The organism is Candidatus Diapherotrites archaeon, from assembly GCA_040755695.1.
Taxonomy (GTDB): Archaea; Iainarchaeota; Iainarchaeia; order Iainarchaeales; family 1-14-0-10-31-34; genus JBFMAK01.
Genome location: JBFMAK010000001.1, coordinates 539,551 through 559,251, shown reverse-complemented (window position 1 = coordinate 559,251; position 19,701 = coordinate 539,551). Strand labels below are relative to the sequence as shown.

22 protein-coding genes and 1 pseudogene are annotated in these 19,701 nt (G+C 37.9%); 5 read left to right on the top strand and 18 right to left on the bottom strand.

The genetic code is table 11. The features are described from left to right. Positions 1-62: 62 nt before the first annotated feature. The 5 genes from AB1467_03320 to AB1467_03300 all read right to left on the bottom strand — a co-directional run bounded on the left by AB1467_03320 (position 63) and on the right by AB1467_03300 (position 2,917). Positions 63-638 carry a type IV toxin-antitoxin system AbiEi family antitoxin domain-containing protein gene (locus AB1467_03320; protein ID MEW6295302.1) on the bottom strand — a complete coding sequence of 192 codons (576 nt, stop codon included), beginning with the start codon at positions 636-638 and terminating at the stop codon, positions 63-65. Further along, positions 635-1,282, bottom strand: a complete 648-nt coding sequence (locus tag AB1467_03315; GenBank protein MEW6295301.1) for a nucleotidyl transferase AbiEii/AbiGii toxin family protein — start codon at positions 1,280-1,282, stop codon at positions 635-637. Before AB1467_03315 ends, AB1467_03320 begins: the two co-directional genes overlap by 4 nt. Before the next feature lie 68 nt (positions 1,283-1,350). Next, positions 1,351-2,436: a Xaa-Pro peptidase family protein gene (locus AB1467_03310; GenBank protein ID MEW6295300.1), complete on the bottom strand. Its 1,086-nt coding sequence runs from the start codon at positions 2,434-2,436 to the stop codon at positions 1,351-1,353. Positions 2,437-2,440: 4 nt separating this feature from the next. After that, positions 2,441-2,605 (bottom strand): hypothetical protein, encoded by a 165-nt coding sequence (locus AB1467_03305; GenBank protein MEW6295299.1) that lies wholly within the window; start codon positions 2,603-2,605, stop codon positions 2,441-2,443. 33 nt (positions 2,606-2,638) lie between these two features. Then, complete coding sequence (locus AB1467_03300; GenBank protein ID MEW6295298.1) at positions 2,639-2,917, bottom strand: hypothetical protein; 279 nt, start codon at positions 2,915-2,917, stop codon at positions 2,639-2,641. 82 nt (positions 2,918-2,999) lie between these two features. On the opposite strand from AB1467_03300, the gene AB1467_03295 reads away from it, so the two are divergent. After that, the gene (locus AB1467_03295) at positions 3,000-4,088 is read left to right on the top strand and encodes a DHH family phosphoesterase (GenBank protein MEW6295297.1); all 1,089 of its coding nucleotides are present in this window, start codon (positions 3,000-3,002) and stop codon (positions 4,086-4,088) included. Here AB1467_03295 and AB1467_03290 read toward each other — a convergent pair. Beyond that, a complete protein-coding gene (locus AB1467_03290) occupies positions 4,080-4,373 on the bottom strand; it encodes a hypothetical protein (GenBank protein MEW6295296.1) in 294 nt (97 codons plus the stop codon). The two genes, AB1467_03295 and AB1467_03290, sit on opposite strands and share 9 nt — an antisense overlap. A gap of 99 nt (positions 4,374-4,472) precedes the next feature. On the opposite strand from AB1467_03290, the gene AB1467_03285 reads away from it, so the two are divergent. Further along, complete coding sequence (locus AB1467_03285; protein ID MEW6295295.1) at positions 4,473-5,003, top strand: hypothetical protein; 531 nt, start codon at positions 4,473-4,475, stop codon at positions 5,001-5,003. Here the strand turns inward: AB1467_03285 and AB1467_03280 are convergent, their stop codons facing one another. Together AB1467_03280 and AB1467_03275 are read right to left on the bottom strand one after the other, a co-directional pair. After that, positions 5,004-6,197, bottom strand: coding sequence for a hypothetical protein (locus AB1467_03280; GenBank protein MEW6295294.1), 1,194 nt, complete (start codon positions 6,195-6,197; stop codon positions 5,004-5,006). Positions 6,198-6,203: 6 nt separating this feature from the next. After that, the gene (locus AB1467_03275; protein MEW6295293.1) at positions 6,204-6,794 is read right to left on the bottom strand and encodes a hypothetical protein; all 591 of its coding nucleotides are present in this window, start codon (positions 6,792-6,794) and stop codon (positions 6,204-6,206) included. A 113-nt stretch (positions 6,795-6,907) separates the two neighbouring features. Between AB1467_03275 and AB1467_03270 the strand changes: the two genes are divergently transcribed. Both AB1467_03270 and AB1467_03265 read left to right on the top strand, forming a co-directional pair. Further along, entirely contained in the window at positions 6,908-7,477 is a 570-nt protein-coding gene (locus AB1467_03270) for a 5-formyltetrahydrofolate cyclo-ligase (GenBank protein ID MEW6295292.1), read from the top strand. Next, positions 7,468-8,085: a hypothetical protein gene (locus AB1467_03265; GenBank protein MEW6295291.1), complete on the top strand. Its 618-nt coding sequence runs from the start codon at positions 7,468-7,470 to the stop codon at positions 8,083-8,085. Before AB1467_03270 ends, AB1467_03265 begins: the two co-directional genes overlap by 10 nt. 27 nt (positions 8,086-8,112) lie before the next feature. Here AB1467_03265 and AB1467_03260 read toward each other — a convergent pair whose 3' ends face one another. The 5 genes from AB1467_03260 to AB1467_03240 all read right to left on the bottom strand — a co-directional run bounded on the left by AB1467_03260 (position 8,113) and on the right by AB1467_03240 (position 15,800). Beyond that, positions 8,113-8,979, bottom strand: a complete 867-nt coding sequence (locus AB1467_03260; protein ID MEW6295290.1) for a hypothetical protein — start codon at positions 8,977-8,979, stop codon at positions 8,113-8,115. Between the two features lie 134 nt (positions 8,980-9,113). Then, the gene (locus AB1467_03255) at positions 9,114-13,832 is read right to left on the bottom strand and encodes a hypothetical protein (GenBank protein MEW6295289.1); all 4,719 of its coding nucleotides are present in this window, start codon (positions 13,830-13,832) and stop codon (positions 9,114-9,116) included. Positions 13,833-14,115: 283 nt separating this feature from the next. Then, complete coding sequence (locus AB1467_03250; protein ID MEW6295288.1) at positions 14,116-15,117, bottom strand: ATP-binding protein; 1,002 nt, start codon at positions 15,115-15,117, stop codon at positions 14,116-14,118. An 86-nt stretch (positions 15,118-15,203) separates the two neighbouring features. Continuing rightward, positions 15,204-15,551 carry a type II toxin-antitoxin system PemK/MazF family toxin gene (locus tag AB1467_03245; protein ID MEW6295287.1) on the bottom strand — a complete coding sequence of 116 codons (348 nt, stop codon included), beginning with the start codon at positions 15,549-15,551 and terminating at the stop codon, positions 15,204-15,206. Continuing rightward, the gene (locus AB1467_03240; protein MEW6295286.1) at positions 15,552-15,800 is read right to left on the bottom strand and encodes an AbrB/MazE/SpoVT family DNA-binding domain-containing protein; all 249 of its coding nucleotides are present in this window, start codon (positions 15,798-15,800) and stop codon (positions 15,552-15,554) included. A gap of 168 nt (positions 15,801-15,968) precedes the next feature. Between AB1467_03240 and AB1467_03235 the strand changes: the two genes are divergently transcribed. Beyond that, positions 15,969-16,259, top strand: coding sequence for a hypothetical protein (locus AB1467_03235; protein MEW6295285.1), 291 nt, complete (start codon positions 15,969-15,971; stop codon positions 16,257-16,259). Between the two features lie 44 nt (positions 16,260-16,303). Here the strand turns inward: AB1467_03235 and AB1467_03230 are convergent. From AB1467_03230 to purN, 5 genes and pseudogenes are all read right to left on the bottom strand, one after another. Further along, positions 16,304-16,713, bottom strand: a pseudogene (locus tag AB1467_03230) (PIN domain-containing protein). Continuing rightward, the gene (locus AB1467_03225) at positions 16,713-16,949 is read right to left on the bottom strand and encodes a hypothetical protein (GenBank protein MEW6295284.1); all 237 of its coding nucleotides are present in this window, start codon (positions 16,947-16,949) and stop codon (positions 16,713-16,715) included. The pseudogene AB1467_03230 and the gene AB1467_03225 overlap by 1 nt, the downstream one beginning before the upstream one ends. A gap of 55 nt (positions 16,950-17,004) precedes the next feature. Then, the gene (gene purH / locus AB1467_03220) at positions 17,005-18,537 is read right to left on the bottom strand and encodes a bifunctional phosphoribosylaminoimidazolecarboxamide formyltransferase/IMP cyclohydrolase (GenBank protein MEW6295283.1); all 1,533 of its coding nucleotides are present in this window, start codon (positions 18,535-18,537) and stop codon (positions 17,005-17,007) included. Between the two features lie 21 nt (positions 18,538-18,558). Next, a complete protein-coding gene (locus AB1467_03215) occupies positions 18,559-19,074 on the bottom strand; it encodes a hypothetical protein (GenBank protein ID MEW6295282.1) in 516 nt (171 codons plus the stop codon). Positions 19,075-19,078: 4 nt separating this feature from the next. Then, the gene (purN, locus tag AB1467_03210) at positions 19,079-19,699 is read right to left on the bottom strand and encodes a phosphoribosylglycinamide formyltransferase (GenBank protein MEW6295281.1); all 621 of its coding nucleotides are present in this window, start codon (positions 19,697-19,699) and stop codon (positions 19,079-19,081) included. Positions 19,700-19,701: the final 2 nt, after the last annotated feature.

Here is a 19,701-nt window from a genome sequence, read left to right as displayed (position 1 = left end):
AACTAAAATAGAATGCCTCAAAGTTCTATTAATTCTTTCGCAGAAAATGAAAAATCAAATAATTAAAAGTATTTTTTTGCCTGCTTTCTAATGTAAGGCGGGCATTTCTTGAGGTATTCAAATAAAAGCTTTTTTTTGATTCTCTTCTTCATTTCTTTTAGCGTTTCTTTAGGTAAGGATTCTTTAAAGTAAATGAAATCAATGAATGTTTTTTCTATGTCTGAAACAGGAATCCAATAGCTGGAATACTTTATGAATTCAAATCCAAAAAACATTCTTCTGTCAATTCTTCTTACAACAACATTTGCATCCATTATTTTTCTTACTCCGCTTCTCACTTTTCTTGGCGTTATTATTATTGGGTTTGATTCCTGTTCCCATAAATTTCTTATGGAAAGCGCTTCCTGCAGGCCGTAATAAAAAGGAGAAAAAGCAAAGCCTGCAACAGTTATGTCTTCTTGAAAGGTATAAAAGCCCCTGGTTATCCTATAAATCTCTTTTTTTTTCATTAAATTATGCAGCAATAAATAGAAATAATTTTTGTTTATTTTTGCTTTGCCTAAAAATGCCTTTAAGTCAGCAACAGAAAAGATTTGCCTTTCCTTGAAATGTTCTCTTACTTGGTTTGCATAATTCATTGCCTAAACCTTCCTTTTAAAGAAACAAGCATTTGGTAAAAAGAAGGTATTGCCCCAGAGTAAACCAATGCTTTAAGGGTTTTTTCATCCTGGGGCTTTCCAGCCTTTTTAAGAAATTTTCCCAGCTCTTCATTAACTGTAATGTTTTCAGGCAGGTATCTGCTGAGCCAGTAAACGTCATAAAAATCCCTTATCAATTTTCTGTTGGCGTATGCATTTGCTTTTTCCAGCAGCAAGTCTTCAGGGGAAAGAGTCAAAACATCAATGTAAGTGCCGTTGGTTTTTTCGTAGGGTTTTACTTCATATTTTTTTATTTTCCTTAAGCTTGCCTCAAATCTTATTTCGCTGTTTATGTTTGAAACCTTGGAAAAGATTGTATTGCCTGTTTCCTTGTATTTTATCAGAATTAGCCCTTTTGATTTAAGCTGTTCTGCAAAAGACTGCTTAAAGCCATTGCTAGTCGAAAGATAGAAGTCTAGGTCTTCTGAAAACCTGTTGCCTTCATAGCACCTCCAGATTGCTGTGCCGCCGTGCAGCACTGCTTTCGGCGAAAGAAAGTATATAATGTCCACTACCTCGTCCTGAAGCATTGCTATTTCTTTATGCGCCCCTTTTTTTAGCCTGTTGTATAAAGGAATCCTCATAATAATATAAATAAACCAAACTTATAAAAAAACATATGTTTGGTTAATTCAGTTTAATACGGCATTTCTCATAATTCTATTAATTCTTTCGGCGACTTGGATAATGCAGTAAAAGAATTTTTTGTTACGAGGAGGTCGTCTTCAATTCTTATGCCTCCAAAGCGCTTATCGTAAAAGCCTGGCTCTATTGCCAAAACCATTCCTTGCTTCAGCTTCCATTCTGCCTTGTCGTTGATTTTGCCTGGAAAATCGTGGACCTCTATGCCCAAGCCGTGGCCTAAAGAGTGCATTAATTCTTCATTTAATTCTTTTTTTATTATTGCATTGCCTGCATTAAACAATTCTTTTGCCTTCACTCCATTCTTAATTTTCTCCGTTGCATTCTTCTGCGCCCTGAATACTGCTTCATAAACTTCTTTCTGCTTTTGGCTTGCTTTTCCGAGAACGAAGTTTCTTGTGATGTCAGCGCAGTAGCCTTGGAATCTTGCCCCTGCATCAATCAAAATCAATTCATTCCTTTTTATTTTCTCGCTTGAGGTATTGTAATGCGGGACAGCAGAATTCCTGCCTGAAGCAATTATGGAGGGAAAGGCAGTTCCCTCTGCGCCGGATTTCTTGAAGTAATACTCCAGTTCGTTTACCAAATCTGATTCTTTTGCCCCAGCCATAATTTTTTCTTTTATTTTCTCTATTCCTTCCCGCGTTATTTTAATGGCCTCTCTTATTTTTTTGATTTCTTCCCCTGTCTTTGTCTCGCGAATTTTTCCTAGTTCTTCTGAAACATCAACAAATTTCTTTCCTTTCAGGATTTTCTTTAATTTTTTGAATGAATTTACCGGGTAAATATTGAAGTTCAGTCCAATCCTTTTTGCCTTCAGGTTTTTTTGAAGCAGTTCATTCAACTGCTTTTCGTTATCATAAATTTTCGCTGCATAAGCCTTTGTCTTGGGAATTGAACCATACTCTAATTTTGTTGTCAGAATTAAAGGCTTCTTGTTTTTGCTGAGAACAAGGAAATTGTTTGCAAAGCTCTCCCTGTACAATCCTGTGAAGTAATAAAAATTCTGGTCTGAAAAAGAGGGGAAGTTTCTCAGCAGGATTGAGTCAGCTTTTGCTTCTTCAAACAATTCCTTTAATTTTCTGCCTTCAATCATTTTTTCACTTTTTTTTGACTATCGGCAGCTTTGTCCTATCGTTCTCTATTACAGTTAATTCTGGAGGCAAATCTATTGCTCCTTTCGGGTCCTTCGAGAAATACCTTAGGTGACCTCTGCTGTGCAGGTAATAGGTGTCACCTTTGCTGTTTTTATGGGAGTAAACCATTGCAATCACTTCCTTTTTTATTTTTATAAAAATTTAAGTATAGCCAGCCTTCTTCATTGCCTCGCTTAATTCACTCCTGTGTTCTTCTTGGTGTTTCTTGAATTCTTCATTTTTTCTGTCGTAAGAAAAAGCATCAATTACTGCTGTGAGGGTTACAATCAATACAATGTAGGGAAACTTAAAAAAAACTTCTCCTATAACTCCTACAATTACAGCAGAAGTAAAGAATATTATGCCTTTTAAGTATTTCCCGTAATAGGTCTGCCCTAATCCTGGAAGAAAAAAACTCAGCATTGCCCCTTCCAATCCCATAAATATCTTCCACCATAATAAATGTTTAGCTTATTTTTAAGCTTTTTGATTTAACAAATAATACATTAATATCGTGAATTGCATGATTTCAGGCCCTCAATTAAAGAAGAAATTCAGGGAATTCGCCTTGAATTTGAATTCAAAGGACAGTATTGCAGTAATCCATCATACTGACGCTGACGGCATAAGCTCTGCAGCAATCGCATTCAAGGCAATACAGAAGCTCACTGGAAGAAGGCCTTTCCTTTTGCAGCAGAATTACGGTGAATCCATGCTGGGAAAAAAGGTCCTTAAATTCCTAAAGAGAAAAAAGGTAAACAAGCTAATCATTTTGGATTTGAACATAGACCAGCATTCTTACAAGCTCAAGAAATTGAAGGGCGTGCAATCAATCCTGATTTTGGACCACCATAAAATATTCAAGGACTCAAATTCAAAGAAAATATTATTCATTAAAAGCCAGTTCCTGAAGAAGATTGACGGAAGCAAGTACCCAACAGCAAAGCTCTGCTTTGACCTTTTTTCTGAAGTAATTGATTTAAGGAAAGAGAAATGGATTGCGTGCATTGGATTGTACGGCGACTTCGCGCAAGGCTCATGGAGGCCTTTCATAAGGAAGACATGCAAGGAAAACCGCATAAGGGACTGCAGTAAATTCTTTGTTGAGGCAAAGGAACTCTTTGGTGCAGTTGAAACAATAAAGCCAAAAAAGATTCCTGAGCTGGTTAAAATTTCGGCTGAAACAAGGAATCCAAATGAATTACTGAAATCAAAATTCCATGCCCTTGTAAAGGAATTCAGGGGGGAGGTAAGATTTTGGGAGAAGAAGGCAAAAAGCAGGGCAGAATTTTTTCCTGAACTTGAATTAATATTTTACGTGTTCAAGCCTTTATATCCTGTGAAAAGCCATCTCATTAATTTAATGGCACAAAAATTCCCGCACAATACAATAATTGTATTGCAGGAGAAAAAGAATTTCCTTGAATTGAGCGCCAGGAGGCAGGACTTCAGGCTGCCAGTGAATGAAATGCTTGAACATGCAACCAAAGACCTTCCACAAGCATTGGGTGGAGGCCATATCCCTGCCGCAGGAGGCAGGATAAGAAAAAAAGATTTAGGGAAGTTCAAGCAGAATGCAATGAACTTCATAAAGAAAAATTATTCAGTCTAATTCCTTCATTTCTGCATCTATCCTTGAGACCTTTGAGAGCTTTTCTTTCAGTTGAATTAATTCTTCTTTTATTTTCTCTCTTCTTGAGTTGAGGTTTGTCTCTTTCTCTAATAAAGCAGAAATCTTGTTTCTGAGTATTACTTCCATGTTCTGCGTGTCAGTCAAGGTTTTAGCCAGCCTTGAAAGCTTTCTCTCCAAGTCGTCTTTTGTTGTCTTCAATTTCTTTATTTCGCTTTCTATTTCTTTGAGTGCAGCAGACAGAACCTTCTGTTTCCCTTCAGCCAATAAGTTCACCTCAGATTTATTGCATTAATGAAATAGTATAATTGTTCTCGTTTATAAATTTAATGTTTTTTTATTGTATTATAGCAGAGCGGATTGCAAATGAGAGTAAGCGTTTTGGGTACTGGCGATATAACCAAAATTCCAAGGCATACGAAAATAAAAGAAAGAGAATTAAGGGAATTGATTAAGGGCACAGCGGAATTGATTGCACGCAAAGGCCATGAATTAGTTATAGTGCCTGACAAAGGCATTCCTTCTGAGGTCGCAAGAATCTACAAAGAAAAAGGAGGAAGAAAGGTTTACGGCCTTGTTCCAGTGAAAGACAAAAAATTTGGAGTAAAACACTTGAAGCCTTTCCTTTACTTGGTGGATGAGAGAATTGAGTTAGATCATTGGTATGACGTTGACGGCGAAATAGCCGCAGCAGGAAAGTTGTGCATTGTGTTCGGGTTGTCTCCTGGGGTAATAAGGGAAATTGCTGTCCTCAAATACCATTACAAGTACCTTAAATGCAAAACAAAAGTGCTCTGGTTTAAGAACACTTTATCCAGAAAAATTCCTGAAGAGATAGAAGAGGAAATCCCAATAACATATATTCCTTCAGTGAAGGAATTGGAGAAGTTCTTATAATTATTTTTTCATTAATTTCTCTATTTCTTTTTTGCCTGCAATGAAGGAATCCCTGCTTATAATGCCCAAGTCAAGGGACCTTTCAAGCAGGGAAAGCTTTTTTATTAGCTTCAGTCTTTCTTCATCGCCCAATTTGGGCTTTCTTATTTTCACTGGCTTTCTGGCTTCTTTCTTTATTGCAATTTTCTTGGCAGTTTTCTTGGGCTTTAATGCAATCCTTTTCTTGGAAACCTTTTTTGCTTTCAATCTAATTTTCTTTGGTTTTGGCTTCAATTTCCTCTTGATTTTTATTTTTTTGATGTGCCTTAATTTTGCTGGCTTTGGGGCTCTAATTTTATCTTTCTCTTCTTTTTCCTCTTTGAGTGTTTCAAGGGCTATGGCCTTTAATTCCTCTATTCCTTTTTTTATTTCAGGCTTGGGCAGTTCCTCCATTGCAATTTCTTCTCCAGCAGGCTTTATTTCAGGAGGCTTTTCTTCAATTAATTCTTTTATTGCCTTCGCTGGAATCATCTTGTGGACAAAAGTTTCTGCAGTAATTTTTTCTCCTAATATCTCCATTAACTGGTTGTAGAACTCCAGGCTTGTTTCCTCTTCTAATACAATAAAGAAGCCGTTGCAGCCTAATTCATTCAGTTTCTCTTTGAGCTTGAAGAGGAATTCATTCAGGTCTTCTTTCTTGAAGTAGATTGTGAGGATTGAAATTGAGTCAAAAACAATTGCATTCAAACTGTTTTCTTCCACTGTCCTTTCTATTGCATCTATGAGCTCGCCTAAAGAGCGCTGGGACAGCATGAATTCTGTTTTCTGGTCGAATTCAACTGATTTTGAGAGAGGCCTTGTAATGCCGTCAACAAAAAACATTTCTTCTGTTCCAACTTTATTCGCTTTCAGTTCCTTTTTCAGGAATTCATTAAGCCTCAATAAATTCACAAGGCAGGCTTTATTGTTTCTTTCCATTGCCTCCTTTATTATTAAAGGCAGGGCGTTCCTGTACTGTTTAACTGAAACAGAAATCAAAGAGAAATTCATCTGCTTTGCAGGCTTTGATCTTTCTTCAATCTTCTCTCCTGTTTCTTCAATTGGTTTTTCCTCTTTTTTTTCTATTGGCTCCTGCGGCGCAGAGGCTGCCTCCACATCCCTCTTCAAGGCCTTTATTTCGTTTATCATCCTTTCTAGTTCCTGCTGTATGCCCATAAAAAATCACTTTATTTTTTCGTACAGGAGTTCAGGCTGCTCGCTTGAAAGATAAAGCAATACCTCTCCTTTAATTGGAGTGCCGCTCACCTCTATCTCCCCTTTAATGCATAAGCCGTCCTTGTTTGACATAAAGTCTTTTGCGCAGAACTCATAAATGTAATCGCCCAAGGTTACAAAAATCTGGGGTTCAGAGAAAGAAAGCTTTTCATTAAAGAAATCGCTTAAGGCGTCAATGAATGCCTTGAACAGGTTGCCGTACAAGTTTTTTACTTTAAGGCCTTCCCTTTCGGAAATGAATTTGGTTGAATTGAGCTCCTTTCCTTCAATTAAATCAACAAGAAGGAATGCGTGGTTTGACTGCATTGCTGCAACAAGGCTTCCCTTTAAGTCTCCTGATTTTCCAGTGAAAGCGCTTGAGCTTACATCACAGTAAATGCCTACAACAGGCTTTAATGAACTGAACTCCTTTTTCACTATTTCGCTTGGAGGGCAGAAGCCTATGTCTTTTATGTTCAGCTTTATTTCATTGAACACCCTGCCTATTTCCTCGTCTATCATCTTGGATAGAGAAAGAACCAGCTTGTTTCCTTCCATTCTAATTCACGTTAAATAAATAATTTTAAACTAATAAAAAGCTTTGCATAAAAAACCCTTTTTTTTGCCAAAGATTAGCTTTTAATGCTTTTCTTTTCTTAAAGTTAGATGTTATGAAGAAGAAGCTACGCAAGGAATTCAAAGCCAAAAGAGACCTGCTCTCAAAAGAGGAACTAATAGAGAAAAGCAATGAAATAAAGAAGAATTTATTTGAGTTGCAGGAATTCAGGAAAGCAAAAACATTATTTTCTTACATCAGCTTTAAGAGCGAGGTAAGGACTCATGAACTAATAAAAGAGGCATTAAAGAAAAAGAAGAGGGTTGTAATCCCAATCACAGACTTTAAGAAGAACAAAATATTTTTGTCCGAAATCAAAAACTTCGAGAAAGAATTAGAACCTACTTTAATTGGATTGTTCCAGCCCAAAAAAGAATTCCTGAGGCCTGTGAACGCAAAAGAACTAGATTTAATCATCATTCCAGGCATTGCCTTTGACGAAAAAGGCAACAGGATAGGCTCAGGGAAAGGATTCTTCGACAAGTTTCTTTCCGAACTGCCCAAAAAGATTCCTGTGATTGCCCTGGCTTTTGAGTCCCAGTTAACAAAAGAAATTCCCTGCGAATGCCACGACATGAAAGTAGAAAAAATAATAACAGAAGAAAGGGTGGTTGAATGCCGATGAAAAGAAAGGGACCTGAAGGAAGGCGTTCCCGGAAAAAAACCAAAAGAATGCTTAAAAAACAAAATAAAGAAATAGCAAGGGAAGCCCTGCTTCCTGAATTTGTAAAAAAATGGGCAGGCAAAGCCCCAGAAGGGATAGGCCTCCAGAAAAAAAGACTGTTTGTAATAAGCTGCGCTATTGGCGACATGATAAAATTGCTTAAAGTCCCTGAAAGAAAAAGGCGCAGGATTGCAGAGCTTACGGCCCAAAGCCTTTACATAAGCCAACTTGAATCTGAAATGATGAACAAGCGGAAAATAGAAAAGGATATTCTAATTAAAGTAATCAATGCAGGGCAAAGCCAGCTAGAATTCATAAAAAAATCAGGGCTTGACAAAGACCACAGCGATTTTTATGCAAAACTGGGAAGAGACTTTAATGATATAGCTGAATCTGTATCAAGATTAAAAGATATAATCGGAGAATTCAGCCCTAATTTTCTGCAATTGATAAAAACATTGGATCTTTTGAACGAAAAAGTCCTGAGAGCAAACCTGAAAACAGAATTCACATATTATGACAGAATGAGAAGGCAGATAGTGCAGCAAGCAATGAAATCAATAAAATAAAAAAAAAAGAAAAAAAAGAAAAAAAAATTACTTCTTCTTTTTCCTTGCAATCAAAGCGAACGCAATTATTGCAATTATTACTATTATGACTATTGCTGCAATCAATAAATTAGACCATAACTGAGGCAAGCCGAAGAATCCTGTTGCAATGTAATTCGCTGAAGTTGACTTATTCCCTGTATCATTTGAAGGAATGTTTACTCCTGTTGTCCCATTCTCATTTCCTGTCCCGCTTGCTGTTTCTTCTGTTTCCTTCACTGGCTCTGGGGGCACATAAGTGCATAACTGTACTTCAATGGGCTTTCCTGTATTGCTTGAGCATTTATTTGATTTAACGCATGTCCTGCTTTGTTTTCCTTCTAGAGTGCATTCACCCCAGTCAGTGCATTCCCATGTTGGAGTGCAAGGAGGGCTTCCGCCTCCGCCACCGCCGTCACCTCCTCCACCTCCGCCACCACCGCCGGTGTCGGAAGGAGGACAATTGCCGCAGTCTTGTGAACAACTAGAACACGTTTCTTCGTTTGGGTCACAGAAAGTATCACTGCAAACAGCATTTGCAATAGTGAAATTCAATTGAGTTATGCCGCCATTTATGAATGTTTGTTCTCCTACTTTAATTTCAAGAATATAGAATTCAATTTTTTTTCCTGCTCTATCGCCGTTAGGGTCATATACAAAAAATACTGGATCATAACCATATCTTCCATTAGAAGTAACAGTGCTTGCAACCATTGTTCCAGTAATTTTTGCAATTATTGGGATTCCGTTTGCTGCTGGACTGCCTCCAATTGAAACAGTTCCATAAAATTGATGTGGAGGCACTGGAGCAGCAGCAAAAATAGTTCCAGAAAACAATAAAATAAAACAAGCTAAAAGTAAAATCTTCAAATTCATTTTATTTCATTCCCCCCGAATTCTGTTATGTTGAATTAATTTTGTGTTGAGTTAAGTTTTTAATTCAAATGCTTTTTCAAAAAAAAAAAAAAAGAAAAAAAAGGAGAAAAAATTACTTCTCCAAATTATTTTTTTTAATCCCACCATCCGCAGTCAGTTGATGACGTGTAAAGGCCTTCTTGTGGTGTTGCCAACCAGTAGCCTGCTCCTGGGTCCATATTATTATATCTGCTTAACGGCTTCCATTGATTTGGATTGTCTGGCTCCCAATAAGTCCATAATCCAGTGAACTCCTTATCCCATAAATCTTCTCCAAGAGAATAAAGTTCACAATATGATTGTCCTCCATTACCATATGGCCCATAATAGCCTTCCATTCCATCTGCTCCATAGTATCCAATCAAGTTCCACCCTGAAACAATTTTCTTGCTTGCTTGAGGTGTTGGACCTGGATTCATTAGGCTTCCTCCAATGACTAAAGTACAATCATCTTTTCCTAATACCCAGTAGCCCCAGCCCGGAGTAATGCTTTCTAGGTTATCTGGCGCATCATTTGGAGTGAAGACATACCATTCTTCGCTCTCGCCATCATATGCCCACACTGATTCAATACATTCACTTATATTACTGAACACTACTTCTGGATCGTCATCCAAAAGCACTACAGGCACTGAAATTAAATTCCATTTCTTGTTTATCTGTATTTCAAACTTAGTGTCTTCTACCTTGAATTTCTCTACATCTAAATTCTGTTCGTTACTATTGCCTAACGCGTCAACGCAGTAGTATTCTAATTCATGCTCGCTTGTCTTATTGAACATGAATTCTATTTCCTTGTTCACGCAACAGAAACCGTTTTCTTTCATGTCTCCTTGGTACTGTTCACAATAATTTTCTGTCATATCTTCTTTATCCCATTCAACCCTAAAGCATACGCCTTCATTGTCTACTGGATGCGGCGCTTGGTCAACGCAGCCAAGTTTTACTGGCGTAAGCAAGGTTATCTTCCAGCACTCAATGCCATTCTCTGTTGCCCAACAGTATTCTGTTTCTTCTGGATAATAGACTGAATCACTGCCATCCCACTTTGATTTTGGCTCTCCTACATTCTTGTCTGGAATTGGAGCAGTATTGTCCACAAAGACACACTGCCTTTTTGGTTCTTCTGTCTTGTCAACGTTATCAACACTGTAGTATTCTATTAGATGGCATGACTCCTCTGGTATTGTTGGCGGGCTTAGTTCAATAAAGACATCAAAGAAGCTGTCTGGTGTTGGAGCGTCTTCACATGACAGGTCATAGTTTTTATCTTCGTTTATGCCGTCACAATAGGTGTCGTCTACAAGGCTTATCCTGTAATACGTTGCTTTAACTCCTGATGGATGAGGTTCTGGGTCATAGGCACTGAAGTATATTGGTGTTAGAGAACTAATCCAGTCACTTATCTGGTTTGGGTAAAATGGTTCTCCATATCTCTTTGTTGTCACTGGGGGAGTCTTGTCTACTATAAACTCTTCGTAGTCTCTTGCTCTATTGCCTAAAGCATCCCAGCACTCAATGTAGAGAGCGTGCCTTGATTCTTCAGGCAATTTTATTATGAAAGGAGGTTTTACTCCTTGCTCTCCGTCACTCTTGTCATCATCTATTACCTCATAACTCCAATTGCATGTAACATCATTTACTGGGTGTGATTCTGGGTCAATTGCATTCACGTGAATTTCTGTTGCTGTGTCAATATAGCATTCATCATCGCTATCTGGTCTTGGCGGGCACTGTCCGTATTGTGGTCCAATTATTATTTTATTTATGTCTGGTGCCACACTATCAACAAAGTCTGTTTCTGTGTAGGTATCTGTCTTGTTGCCTAATGCATCCTCACAATAGTAGTCCAACTTGTGGCATGAGTCTTCTCCGAAGTATATTGTGTCAATTGGGTATTCAGTCCATTCTGCTGGCGGTTCCTGATCGCAGAAATAAGTTCTGTAAAATGCCTTTACATTGTTCACTGGATGATTTCCTGTGTCCTCACAGTTCAAGTATATTGGGGTCTGCTGCGTTACATAGTAATCGCATTCTGCATTACCACCCGTTTTATATGTGAAGTCATCCATTACAAAATAGTCTGGGTTATATCCCCCTGCAAACCATGCGCCTTCGAATGTGGTTGGTTGTGGGAAAATTATATATGCGTTAGGGTCGAAGTCATATAATATTACCACTCCTGAATGCGGTGTGTAAGGTGGTTGCGGCCAATCATAGTGCCACCAATCTGGACTCCATGTAAGACCAGCATAGTTTGATGGCAGTTGTCCTTGACCAGGGAGGTCCTCAAAGTCCAGCACAATTGTTCCACCGCATTCAACTTTTGGGTCTCCAACTGTTTTTGAAACAATTGGCTCTGTATTATCAACGAATACACACTGTTTCTTTATTTGCTCTTCGTTCCCTAACTTGTCTACTGCATAATATTCTATTAGGTGGCATGATTCCTCTGGCTTATTGAATGGCTCAAGGTATTCCTGGAATAATCCTAAGCCTTCTGCGTTTTGGCATCCACTGAATTCAGTGAAACAATATATGTTGTCCACAAGTGTGTTTCTCCAGTAAATCTTGCCCACTCCAACTTTTTCGTCTTCTGCTTCTAAGTGCACTAAAGTTGAAGAATTAATCCAGTGAGGGTAAGGTGTTTCGCCTTCAAGTATTGGATTTGGGTATTGTGGTCCTTCATACCATTTGGTTGTAACTGGAGGAGTTGAGTCAACGAGAAATACTTCTTCATCCTGAGCTAGGTTTCCTAACCTGTCATAACAATAAATGACTAAGTCATGCGTAGAATCTTCTTGGAAGAATATCTCTTGGGAACCATCAATAGAGCCTGCTTCAACTGCACATCTTCCATTTATTGGATCATATTCGTTATAACCCGCATCATAACATTCTTGTTCAGTTGTGTGCCACCAAAGTGCATATCTGCATTTTTCTACATCGACACCTACTGGGTGTGGCTCCGGATCATATGCATAAATCTCTACACCACTTGAACCATTATCCGCAACAAAACAGTCCCCGTGTTCTAAATCTGTTCCATAAGGACAATCTCCATTATAATCACCAATCATATATTTTTCTATGAGTGGGGGCGTGTCATCTACTTTATAATATTGTACATGTACATCGCTCTTCTTTTCTACTGCATCAATACAGTAGTACTCCAGATTGTGCATTGATTCTTCATTGAAATAAAATTCGAATGGGTCTTTTACTGTTGCCGGAACACAGCAGTAGCCGTCTTTATTTAATTCAGTGCTACAATAATCCTCTGTAATGTAATCCCATTCAGGATAATCATATGAAACCTTATAGCAAAGTTCTTCGTCTCCTGATGGATGTGGTGCTTCTTTACCCCAGCTGTCATCACAAGTGAAGGTTACAGGCATTTCTGTGGTAATCCAGTGGAAGTCTCCGTTTGGATTATCGTCTGTTACAAACATTTTTTCTCCAGTGCCTGGAATTGCATTTCCATTGTCTTTAATAACCATTGGAGGCGTTTTGTCAACAAAGAAGCAATTCATATTAAGGTCTTCTTTATTTCCCAAGTAATCTACACTGAAAAATGACATGATATGGCAAGATTCTTCTTCTTTTTGGATTGGGTTGCCTCTGTAAAGTTTCCAGTTTGTGATGCTACAGTCCTCGTACAACCAATAGTCCATACAATCAAACCATTCAGTTGAACCATGGGAACCTGCTTCAAGACATTGTTCTTGCCAATAATCAATACAGCCAGGATATTCTTCCATTGTGTAAGGGCTTACTATACTATACCATTGTTCATTACAATAATTTTGTGGGTCATAACAACCAGCTGTTCCTTCGCCTTCTACATACCAGTCATTTCTATACCAGGTCTTGTCCACCCCAATATTACAGTCATAAGTTGTTGGGTCTGGGTCTGTAGGATTTAAAGTTACAGTAGTTATTCCGTCAATCCATTCAACTAAACCATCAATTTTTTGGGGGCCAGTAAATTGCTTTGTTGTTACTGGGGGGGTGTCATCTACCTTTTCCCATTGTTCATGGTAAGCCATATTCCCTGCAATATCATAACATCTTATTTCTAAATAGTGATTTGAATCTTCTTGATAGTTGAAAGTGTAATGATAATGAGGTGGTTGCCCGAGTTGAACTTTTTGCCATTGAATTTGTGTCCAAGGCAATACTTCCACTCCATCAACATCATATCTGTATTCACAATAATTCAGGCCGCTGATACCACACTCTCCTTGATCATATGCTTCTATGTGTATGGGGGTTTGTTGTGTAATCCAAGTTTCTTCGTTTTGAATTTTCGGGTCGCCCAATGTTTTGATTAACATGGGCTTCATGTCATCAACACTAGTTGTATCACTAAGATACTGTATTGAACCAGTGTTAGGGAAAGTTAAATCTCTTGTTTCAAAGTCCCAAGTAAATTCACATCCACTTTGAGGGGTTGTTGCGGAAAAAGTAAAGTCTTCACATTCGCCAGGGCTTATATAATTGCCAGAACTGCTATCAATTGCAACATATTGGCAAGCCTGCTTTGCAGAAATAAAATATTTTTCCCATCCTGCTTTATCATCACACACAAAATTCGTGTAAGACATGTTTCTGTAGATTCTAACTTCATCTACGTCATGTGTACTAGTTCCATCATTACAAAAAGTAACAGTGTAATTAACGGGTTCTCCTGCCGGAGACCATTCAGGTTGAAGTTCAGCAGTGCTTGTATGCAAAGCAGAAGCAGTTGAAGCAAAGATGGTGAATAAAAAGAGAATTAGAGTGAATTTTATTACGTTATTATTTATACTCATTTTACCACTACCCCCCAATTTTTTATTTATTCAAGTAAATCTGAGTAAAATTATTAGATGTAAGTCATCTTGGAAGCAGAAATCTTTAAAAACTTAAGTTCGATTATGTAGCAAGGAATTGTCATTGGAGAGGAACAAAAAAAGAATTGGGTGGAAACAAAAGGAAAATGTTTGTTTTTTGCGTTTCATTTGCGTATCATTTTTTGTTTTATCGTACCTGCTTGCCCTTCTTTGTTTGGCGAGAAATCAGTATCAAGAACGTATCTTTTTCTCTGAACACGTATCATTTGCTCAGAAAGTATTTTGCTGAAACGCTTTTGCCTTCGGATTTTATCATGCCTTTTTCAATCAAGAACAGCAAGTCTCTGAAGGCAGTCATTTTTGAAACCTTGAATTGTTTTTGGTAATCGCTTCTTGTGGTAAAGGCTTGTTTTTGCAGGTAATTCAATGCCTTGATTTGCCTTTCATTCAAGCCAAGTTCTCTTAAGTCTGTTTCATTAGAAGACTTCACTAACCCCAAAATTTTTTCTTTTGGTCCAAAAAAGGTTGCCTTAAAAAAAGCCTTGTTTGCTTCATATAAAGGTTTCTTTAGTCCATGCAATAACATTAATTCATCCATTCTTTTCAGTCCAGAGCCAAGCCTTTCAATGTAATGAACTTTCTTGAATAATTCCACTACCTTAAAGTTTCTTGGATTGCTTGTCCCATAAACCTCTTTTAAGCTCAGATTGTTTGGAATACTTCCAGGGGAAATCACTTCAATTCTGTCATCAAAAACGTTAACGAAAACATTATTCTTCAAGAAATATTTTCTGTGGCAGACAGCATTAATTATTGCTTCTCTCACTGCATTAAAAGGATACTCTTCAACATCAATCCTCTTAAATCCGTTGAACCTGTAAGCCAAGCGAGTGTGCCTTTTAACGAATGATTCAGCTTCATCCACTAAAGCGAGAAGGTCTCCCTGCAAGGCTTTCCTATCAATAACTGAAGCCATTGAATTTCCTTGATAGCGAACGCAAGTAATACAGGATTGCTCAACAAACTTTTGGGGTTCTAAGGCAAAGAATAGGATGTATGCATTGTTTACGTGCATTTCTTTATTGAATTCTTTAATTAATCCCAACTGCCACAAGGCTTCTTCAGCAATTAAATCCAAAGGCATTCCGGCTTTAAGCAAGAAATCCTTCAACTTCTCTTTATTCAAGTCTCTTTCAATGGAAAAGTTTTCACACAATAATTCGTCAAAACCTTCCCCGTCATTCAATTCGTCTGAAACCTTCAATTAAACCAGCCCTCTAAAGCAAACTAAAAAAACAGAATTAAATAAAAGGGTTTGCGTCCGTCAATTGTCTAAGTAAAACAAAAAAATCAGTCTAATGCAAGGCTTGTCTTGAGGGCTTCATTTACTTTATTCCTTGTTTCGGGATTGAGTGAACCAAGCTTTTTGATTACCCTGTGTTTTATTGAAACTGTTGCAATCTGGGAACAATTGATTGACCACTCTTTTTTAAGGCCTAATTCTTCTGCTGAAGCAAAAACATCTGTCGGATAAATTTTTTCAGGCTTGCTGCTTGTTATTGGAACAACTATTGTAGTGCCAGCATAAATGTTTCCAACATCATTCTGCACTACAACAGCAGGCCTTATTTTTCCCTGCTCTGAACCCTTCACTGGATTAAAGTCAACTAAAAGAATGTCCCCTCTTTTAATAATCATTCAAACCACTTCAGAGCTTGCAGAAATCATTTCTTCGCTGAGCTCTTCATTTTCTTTGGAGTACTTTGTGTAGTATTCCCTCATTAGCTCTTCTTTCTGCTTTTTGTTTAAGGCCTTCTCGATAACAATCCGGCTGTCTTCAATTTTCACTATAACCTTGTCTTTTGCCTTCAAGCCGTTGAGCTTCCTTATCAATTTGGGTATAGTTATCTGGCCCCTCTCCCCTACAACGCTAATACTTTCATACATAAGACCACCTAAAACATTACATACTTTATTCATACTAATTCATACCCAAAACATATTTAAGTTTTTTTGTTTCATTCATTAAAGCAGATTGAAAATAGAAATGCTTTAATTCTTTTTCGTTCGTCGATTGCCAGAAGGTCTTTAAATTTTTTGCATTCTTTTTGTGTTATGACAAAAAAAAAGCCGCCGCAGAAGTACGCCAGAAAAGTCAGGCACACCGAGAAAAGGCTTAAAAGATCAAAGAAAAGCATGAGGCAAACCAAAAAATACAGGTATTTCCGCGCGCAGCTCGGGGAAGCAACGGGAAGAATAGTTTATTACGAGGATAAATTGAGTTCTTTGAAGAACCCTGAGAACTTGAAGTTAATGGAAGAAACAAAGCACCTGCTTAGACTTTACAAGAATAGAAAAAAAATGATTGAAGGAATTCTTGCAGAAATCAGGAAAAAATATTTTTGATGTTTGCTAGGTGACCACCGCTTATTTTCTTGTGGTCACCTTGCTTATTGCTCAATTTTTTTAAGTAATTCCGCTGTAGAAATTATTTTTACTATTGCCTGTTGCTTTAATGCTTTATCATTGGACCAAATAGGAATGTTTTTTGATAAAGCCAAGGCAAAAAATTCTGTGTCATTAATGTCCGGCGTAATTTTTTCTGCTTTTGGAATAAACCGCCTGAATTCTTGCAGTGGAACAAGTTTTATTCTTGAAGCTATTAAAGAAACAGCCAAATCAAACCCTGCTCCAGAAAGTTTTGATTTTCTGAGAATTTCCTGCTTGTGTTTCTCAATTTCTTCCAATAAAAACTCTGGGCATACAAAGTTATATCATCTAAAAATATTAGAATTCTGGTTTTGCCTTCCCCTGCAATCAATGCTGAAATCAAGACATTTGAGTCTACAACAAGCTCCATCAGCAGGCACCATTACTTTTTTTGTGCTTTTCATGCAGTGACTTGTTTATTTCCCTGCCTAATTCCAAAGAATCTTTCTCAGTCAACTTCGACTTGGAGGTTATTAAACTAAGTATCTTCAACTGGGAGATTTTCTCCTTAATTGCAGTTCTGGCAACCTCAGACCAGTTTATAAACTTGGCCTTATCCATTTCCTGCTTTAAATCCTGCGGCACAGACAAAGTTATCGTCGGCATTAAATCACCTCACTAAATGTATTTAATATATTTAATGCACATAATATATTTAAATTCAGTGCTTGAAGTGCCTTATGCCTGTGAACACTAATGCTATGCCTTGCTTGTTTGATTCTTCTATTACTTCATTGTCGTTCAATGAGCCTCCAGGCTCTATTACTGCTTTAATTCCAAACTTTCCTGCCAGTTCAATTGAGTCCTTGAAGGGGAAGAAGCCGTCAGATGCTATGACTGCATTCCTTGCTTTCTCTCCTGCCTGCTCTAGTGCAATCCTTGCTGATAAAACCCTGTTTGTCTGGCCTATTCCAATGCCTATTGCTGCCTTGTCTTTTGTGACTACAATTGCATTGCTTTTAATGTGCTTTACTATCTTCCATGCATAGAGAAGTTCATCAATTTCTTTCTCTGAAGGCTTTTTCTCTGAGACGAATTGAAGTTCTTCTCTTCTCATTTCGTGTTCGTCTTTTTCTTCGAGCAGAAGGCCTCCTGAAATCTTCTTGAACTCCATTCCTTTCTTTTTTTCTGCATTCAATTTTAGTTCCAGTATCCTCAAATTCTTTTTTGTTTTTATTAGTTCGAGTGCTTTTTCTTCAAAGGAAGGGGCAATTACTGCTTCGTTGAAGAATGAAACAATCTTTTCTGCTGTCTTTAAGTCCAAAGGCCTGTTCAATGCAATTATTCCTCCAAAAGCCGATACTGGGTCGCATTCGTATGCTTTCTGGAATGCCTCGCTTAATTCTTTTGAGGATGCAACCCCACACGGGTTATTGTGTTTTACTATTACTGCTGTGGGCTCTTCAAATTCTTTGAGCAATTCAACCGAAGAGTGCGCGTCCAAAAAGTTGTTGAAGGACATTTCTTTGCCCCACAAGATTTTTGCGTTCACTATGTCTGATTCTATTGTGATGGGCTCTTTGTATACAAATCCTTTCTGGTGCGGGTTTTCGCCGTACCTGCACTCCTGCATTTTCTCATAGCTTAAGGCAATCCTTTCAGGGAATTGCTCTTGCAGGAATTCCCTGTTCAGGTATTGTGCAATCAGTGCATCGTATTCTGCTATGAGCTGGAAGGCTTTTGCTGCTAATTCTTTCTTTAATTCGATTGACACCATTCTTTTGTCTTTAAGTTCGCTTAATACTTTTCCGTAATCCTGCGGGTCAACTATTACTGTTACGTCTTCATAGTTTTTTGCTGCGGCCCTTATTAATGTAGGCCCCCCAATGTCAATGTTTTCAATGCATTCCTCCAAGGGAGCATTTCTTTCAATTGTTTCCTTGAAGGGATAAAGGTTTACTGCCACTATGTCTATTCCTTCAATTGAGTTTTCTTTCATTTGCTTTTGGTGGAGGGCGTTCTTTCTTACTGCAAGAATGCCTCCATGTATTTTGGGGTGCAGTGTCTTCACTCTTCCATCCATTATTTCAGGGAAGCCTGTGAATTCTTCTATTGGAATTACCTTTATGCCTGCTTCCTTTAGTTTCTTGTAGGTGCCTCCAGTTGAAATAATTTTGATTCCCAGTTCAGTTAATTCCAGCGCGAATTCTTCTATTCCTTTCTTGTCTGAAACAGAAATCAATGCATTTTTTATTTCATTCAATTTTATGCCCCCTTAATGTTCAAAGCACAAAACTACGTCTGAAATGTAAGGTTTTCCAATTCTTGTCTTTTTGTCTATTGCCACAATCCATGAGTCTCTTGGAAGAAATATTTTGTGTTTTGCAGCCAATTTAAAGTTTTCTTCGACAATTTTCCTTATTTCTTCTTTGTTTGCAACATTTTTCATTTCAACCATTTTCTGAACTTCAAATCTTCCTTCTCTCCTCAAGTCAGTTAAAAGCAGGATTGGATTTCTTCCCTCAGGTCTGACGACCATAAATGCTGGAATTACCTTGCAGCCAATTGCTTTTAGTCTTGAAAGCATTCTGAAATCTTTTACTGCCTGGTCTGGCGGATGCCTTTTATAATAAATTTTTGCAACATAAAGAACAGGGGTTTTACCAAAATAAACCTTTCCTTTCGTTATATAGCCATGAGCACCTTTTGCTTTTCTTCCAATTTGAGTTTTTGCTACAGTAAAACTAACTGGACTGCCTTTTTCAACCTTAAATTTTTTAGCTCTGCCCATAAAATCAATCCATTATCTTTACTTTCTTTCCTTCTACTTTAATTTTTCCTTTAGAAAACAATTTAATTGCTTTCACTAAAACCCTCTGTTCTGCTTCCTGCACTTTCTCTTTGAGCGAGTCAACGCTTTCATTCTCTGAAATTTCCACTGCCTTCTGCATTATTATTGGGCCTGAGTCAATGTCTTCTGTTGCAAAGTGCAGTGTGCAGCCTGTTACTTTCACTCCTGAGTCTAATACTGCCTGATGGACATTCTTGTCCATGCCTCCGGCAAAAGCCGGGAGGAGGGAGGGATGAATGTTCATTATCTTGTTCTCGAATTTATGCACGAATTCCTTGCTCAGGAAGCGCATGAATCCTATGAGCAGGACTAATTCAATTTCTTCTTTTTCTAATGCTTCGGCAATCCTTTCGTCAAAGGCTTCTTTTGAGGGGAAATCTTTCGGGTTCAGGTAAAGTGAAGGAATCCCATAGGCTTTTGCTTTTTCTAGGGCGCCTGCGTCTTCCCTGTCTGAGATTAGGAGCTTCACTTGAGCATTCAATTCTTTCTTTTTTATTGCCTGCATTATTCCAGTTAAGTCTGTTGCACGGGTGGAGGCCAGGACCGCAATGCTTAAGGTTTTCATCT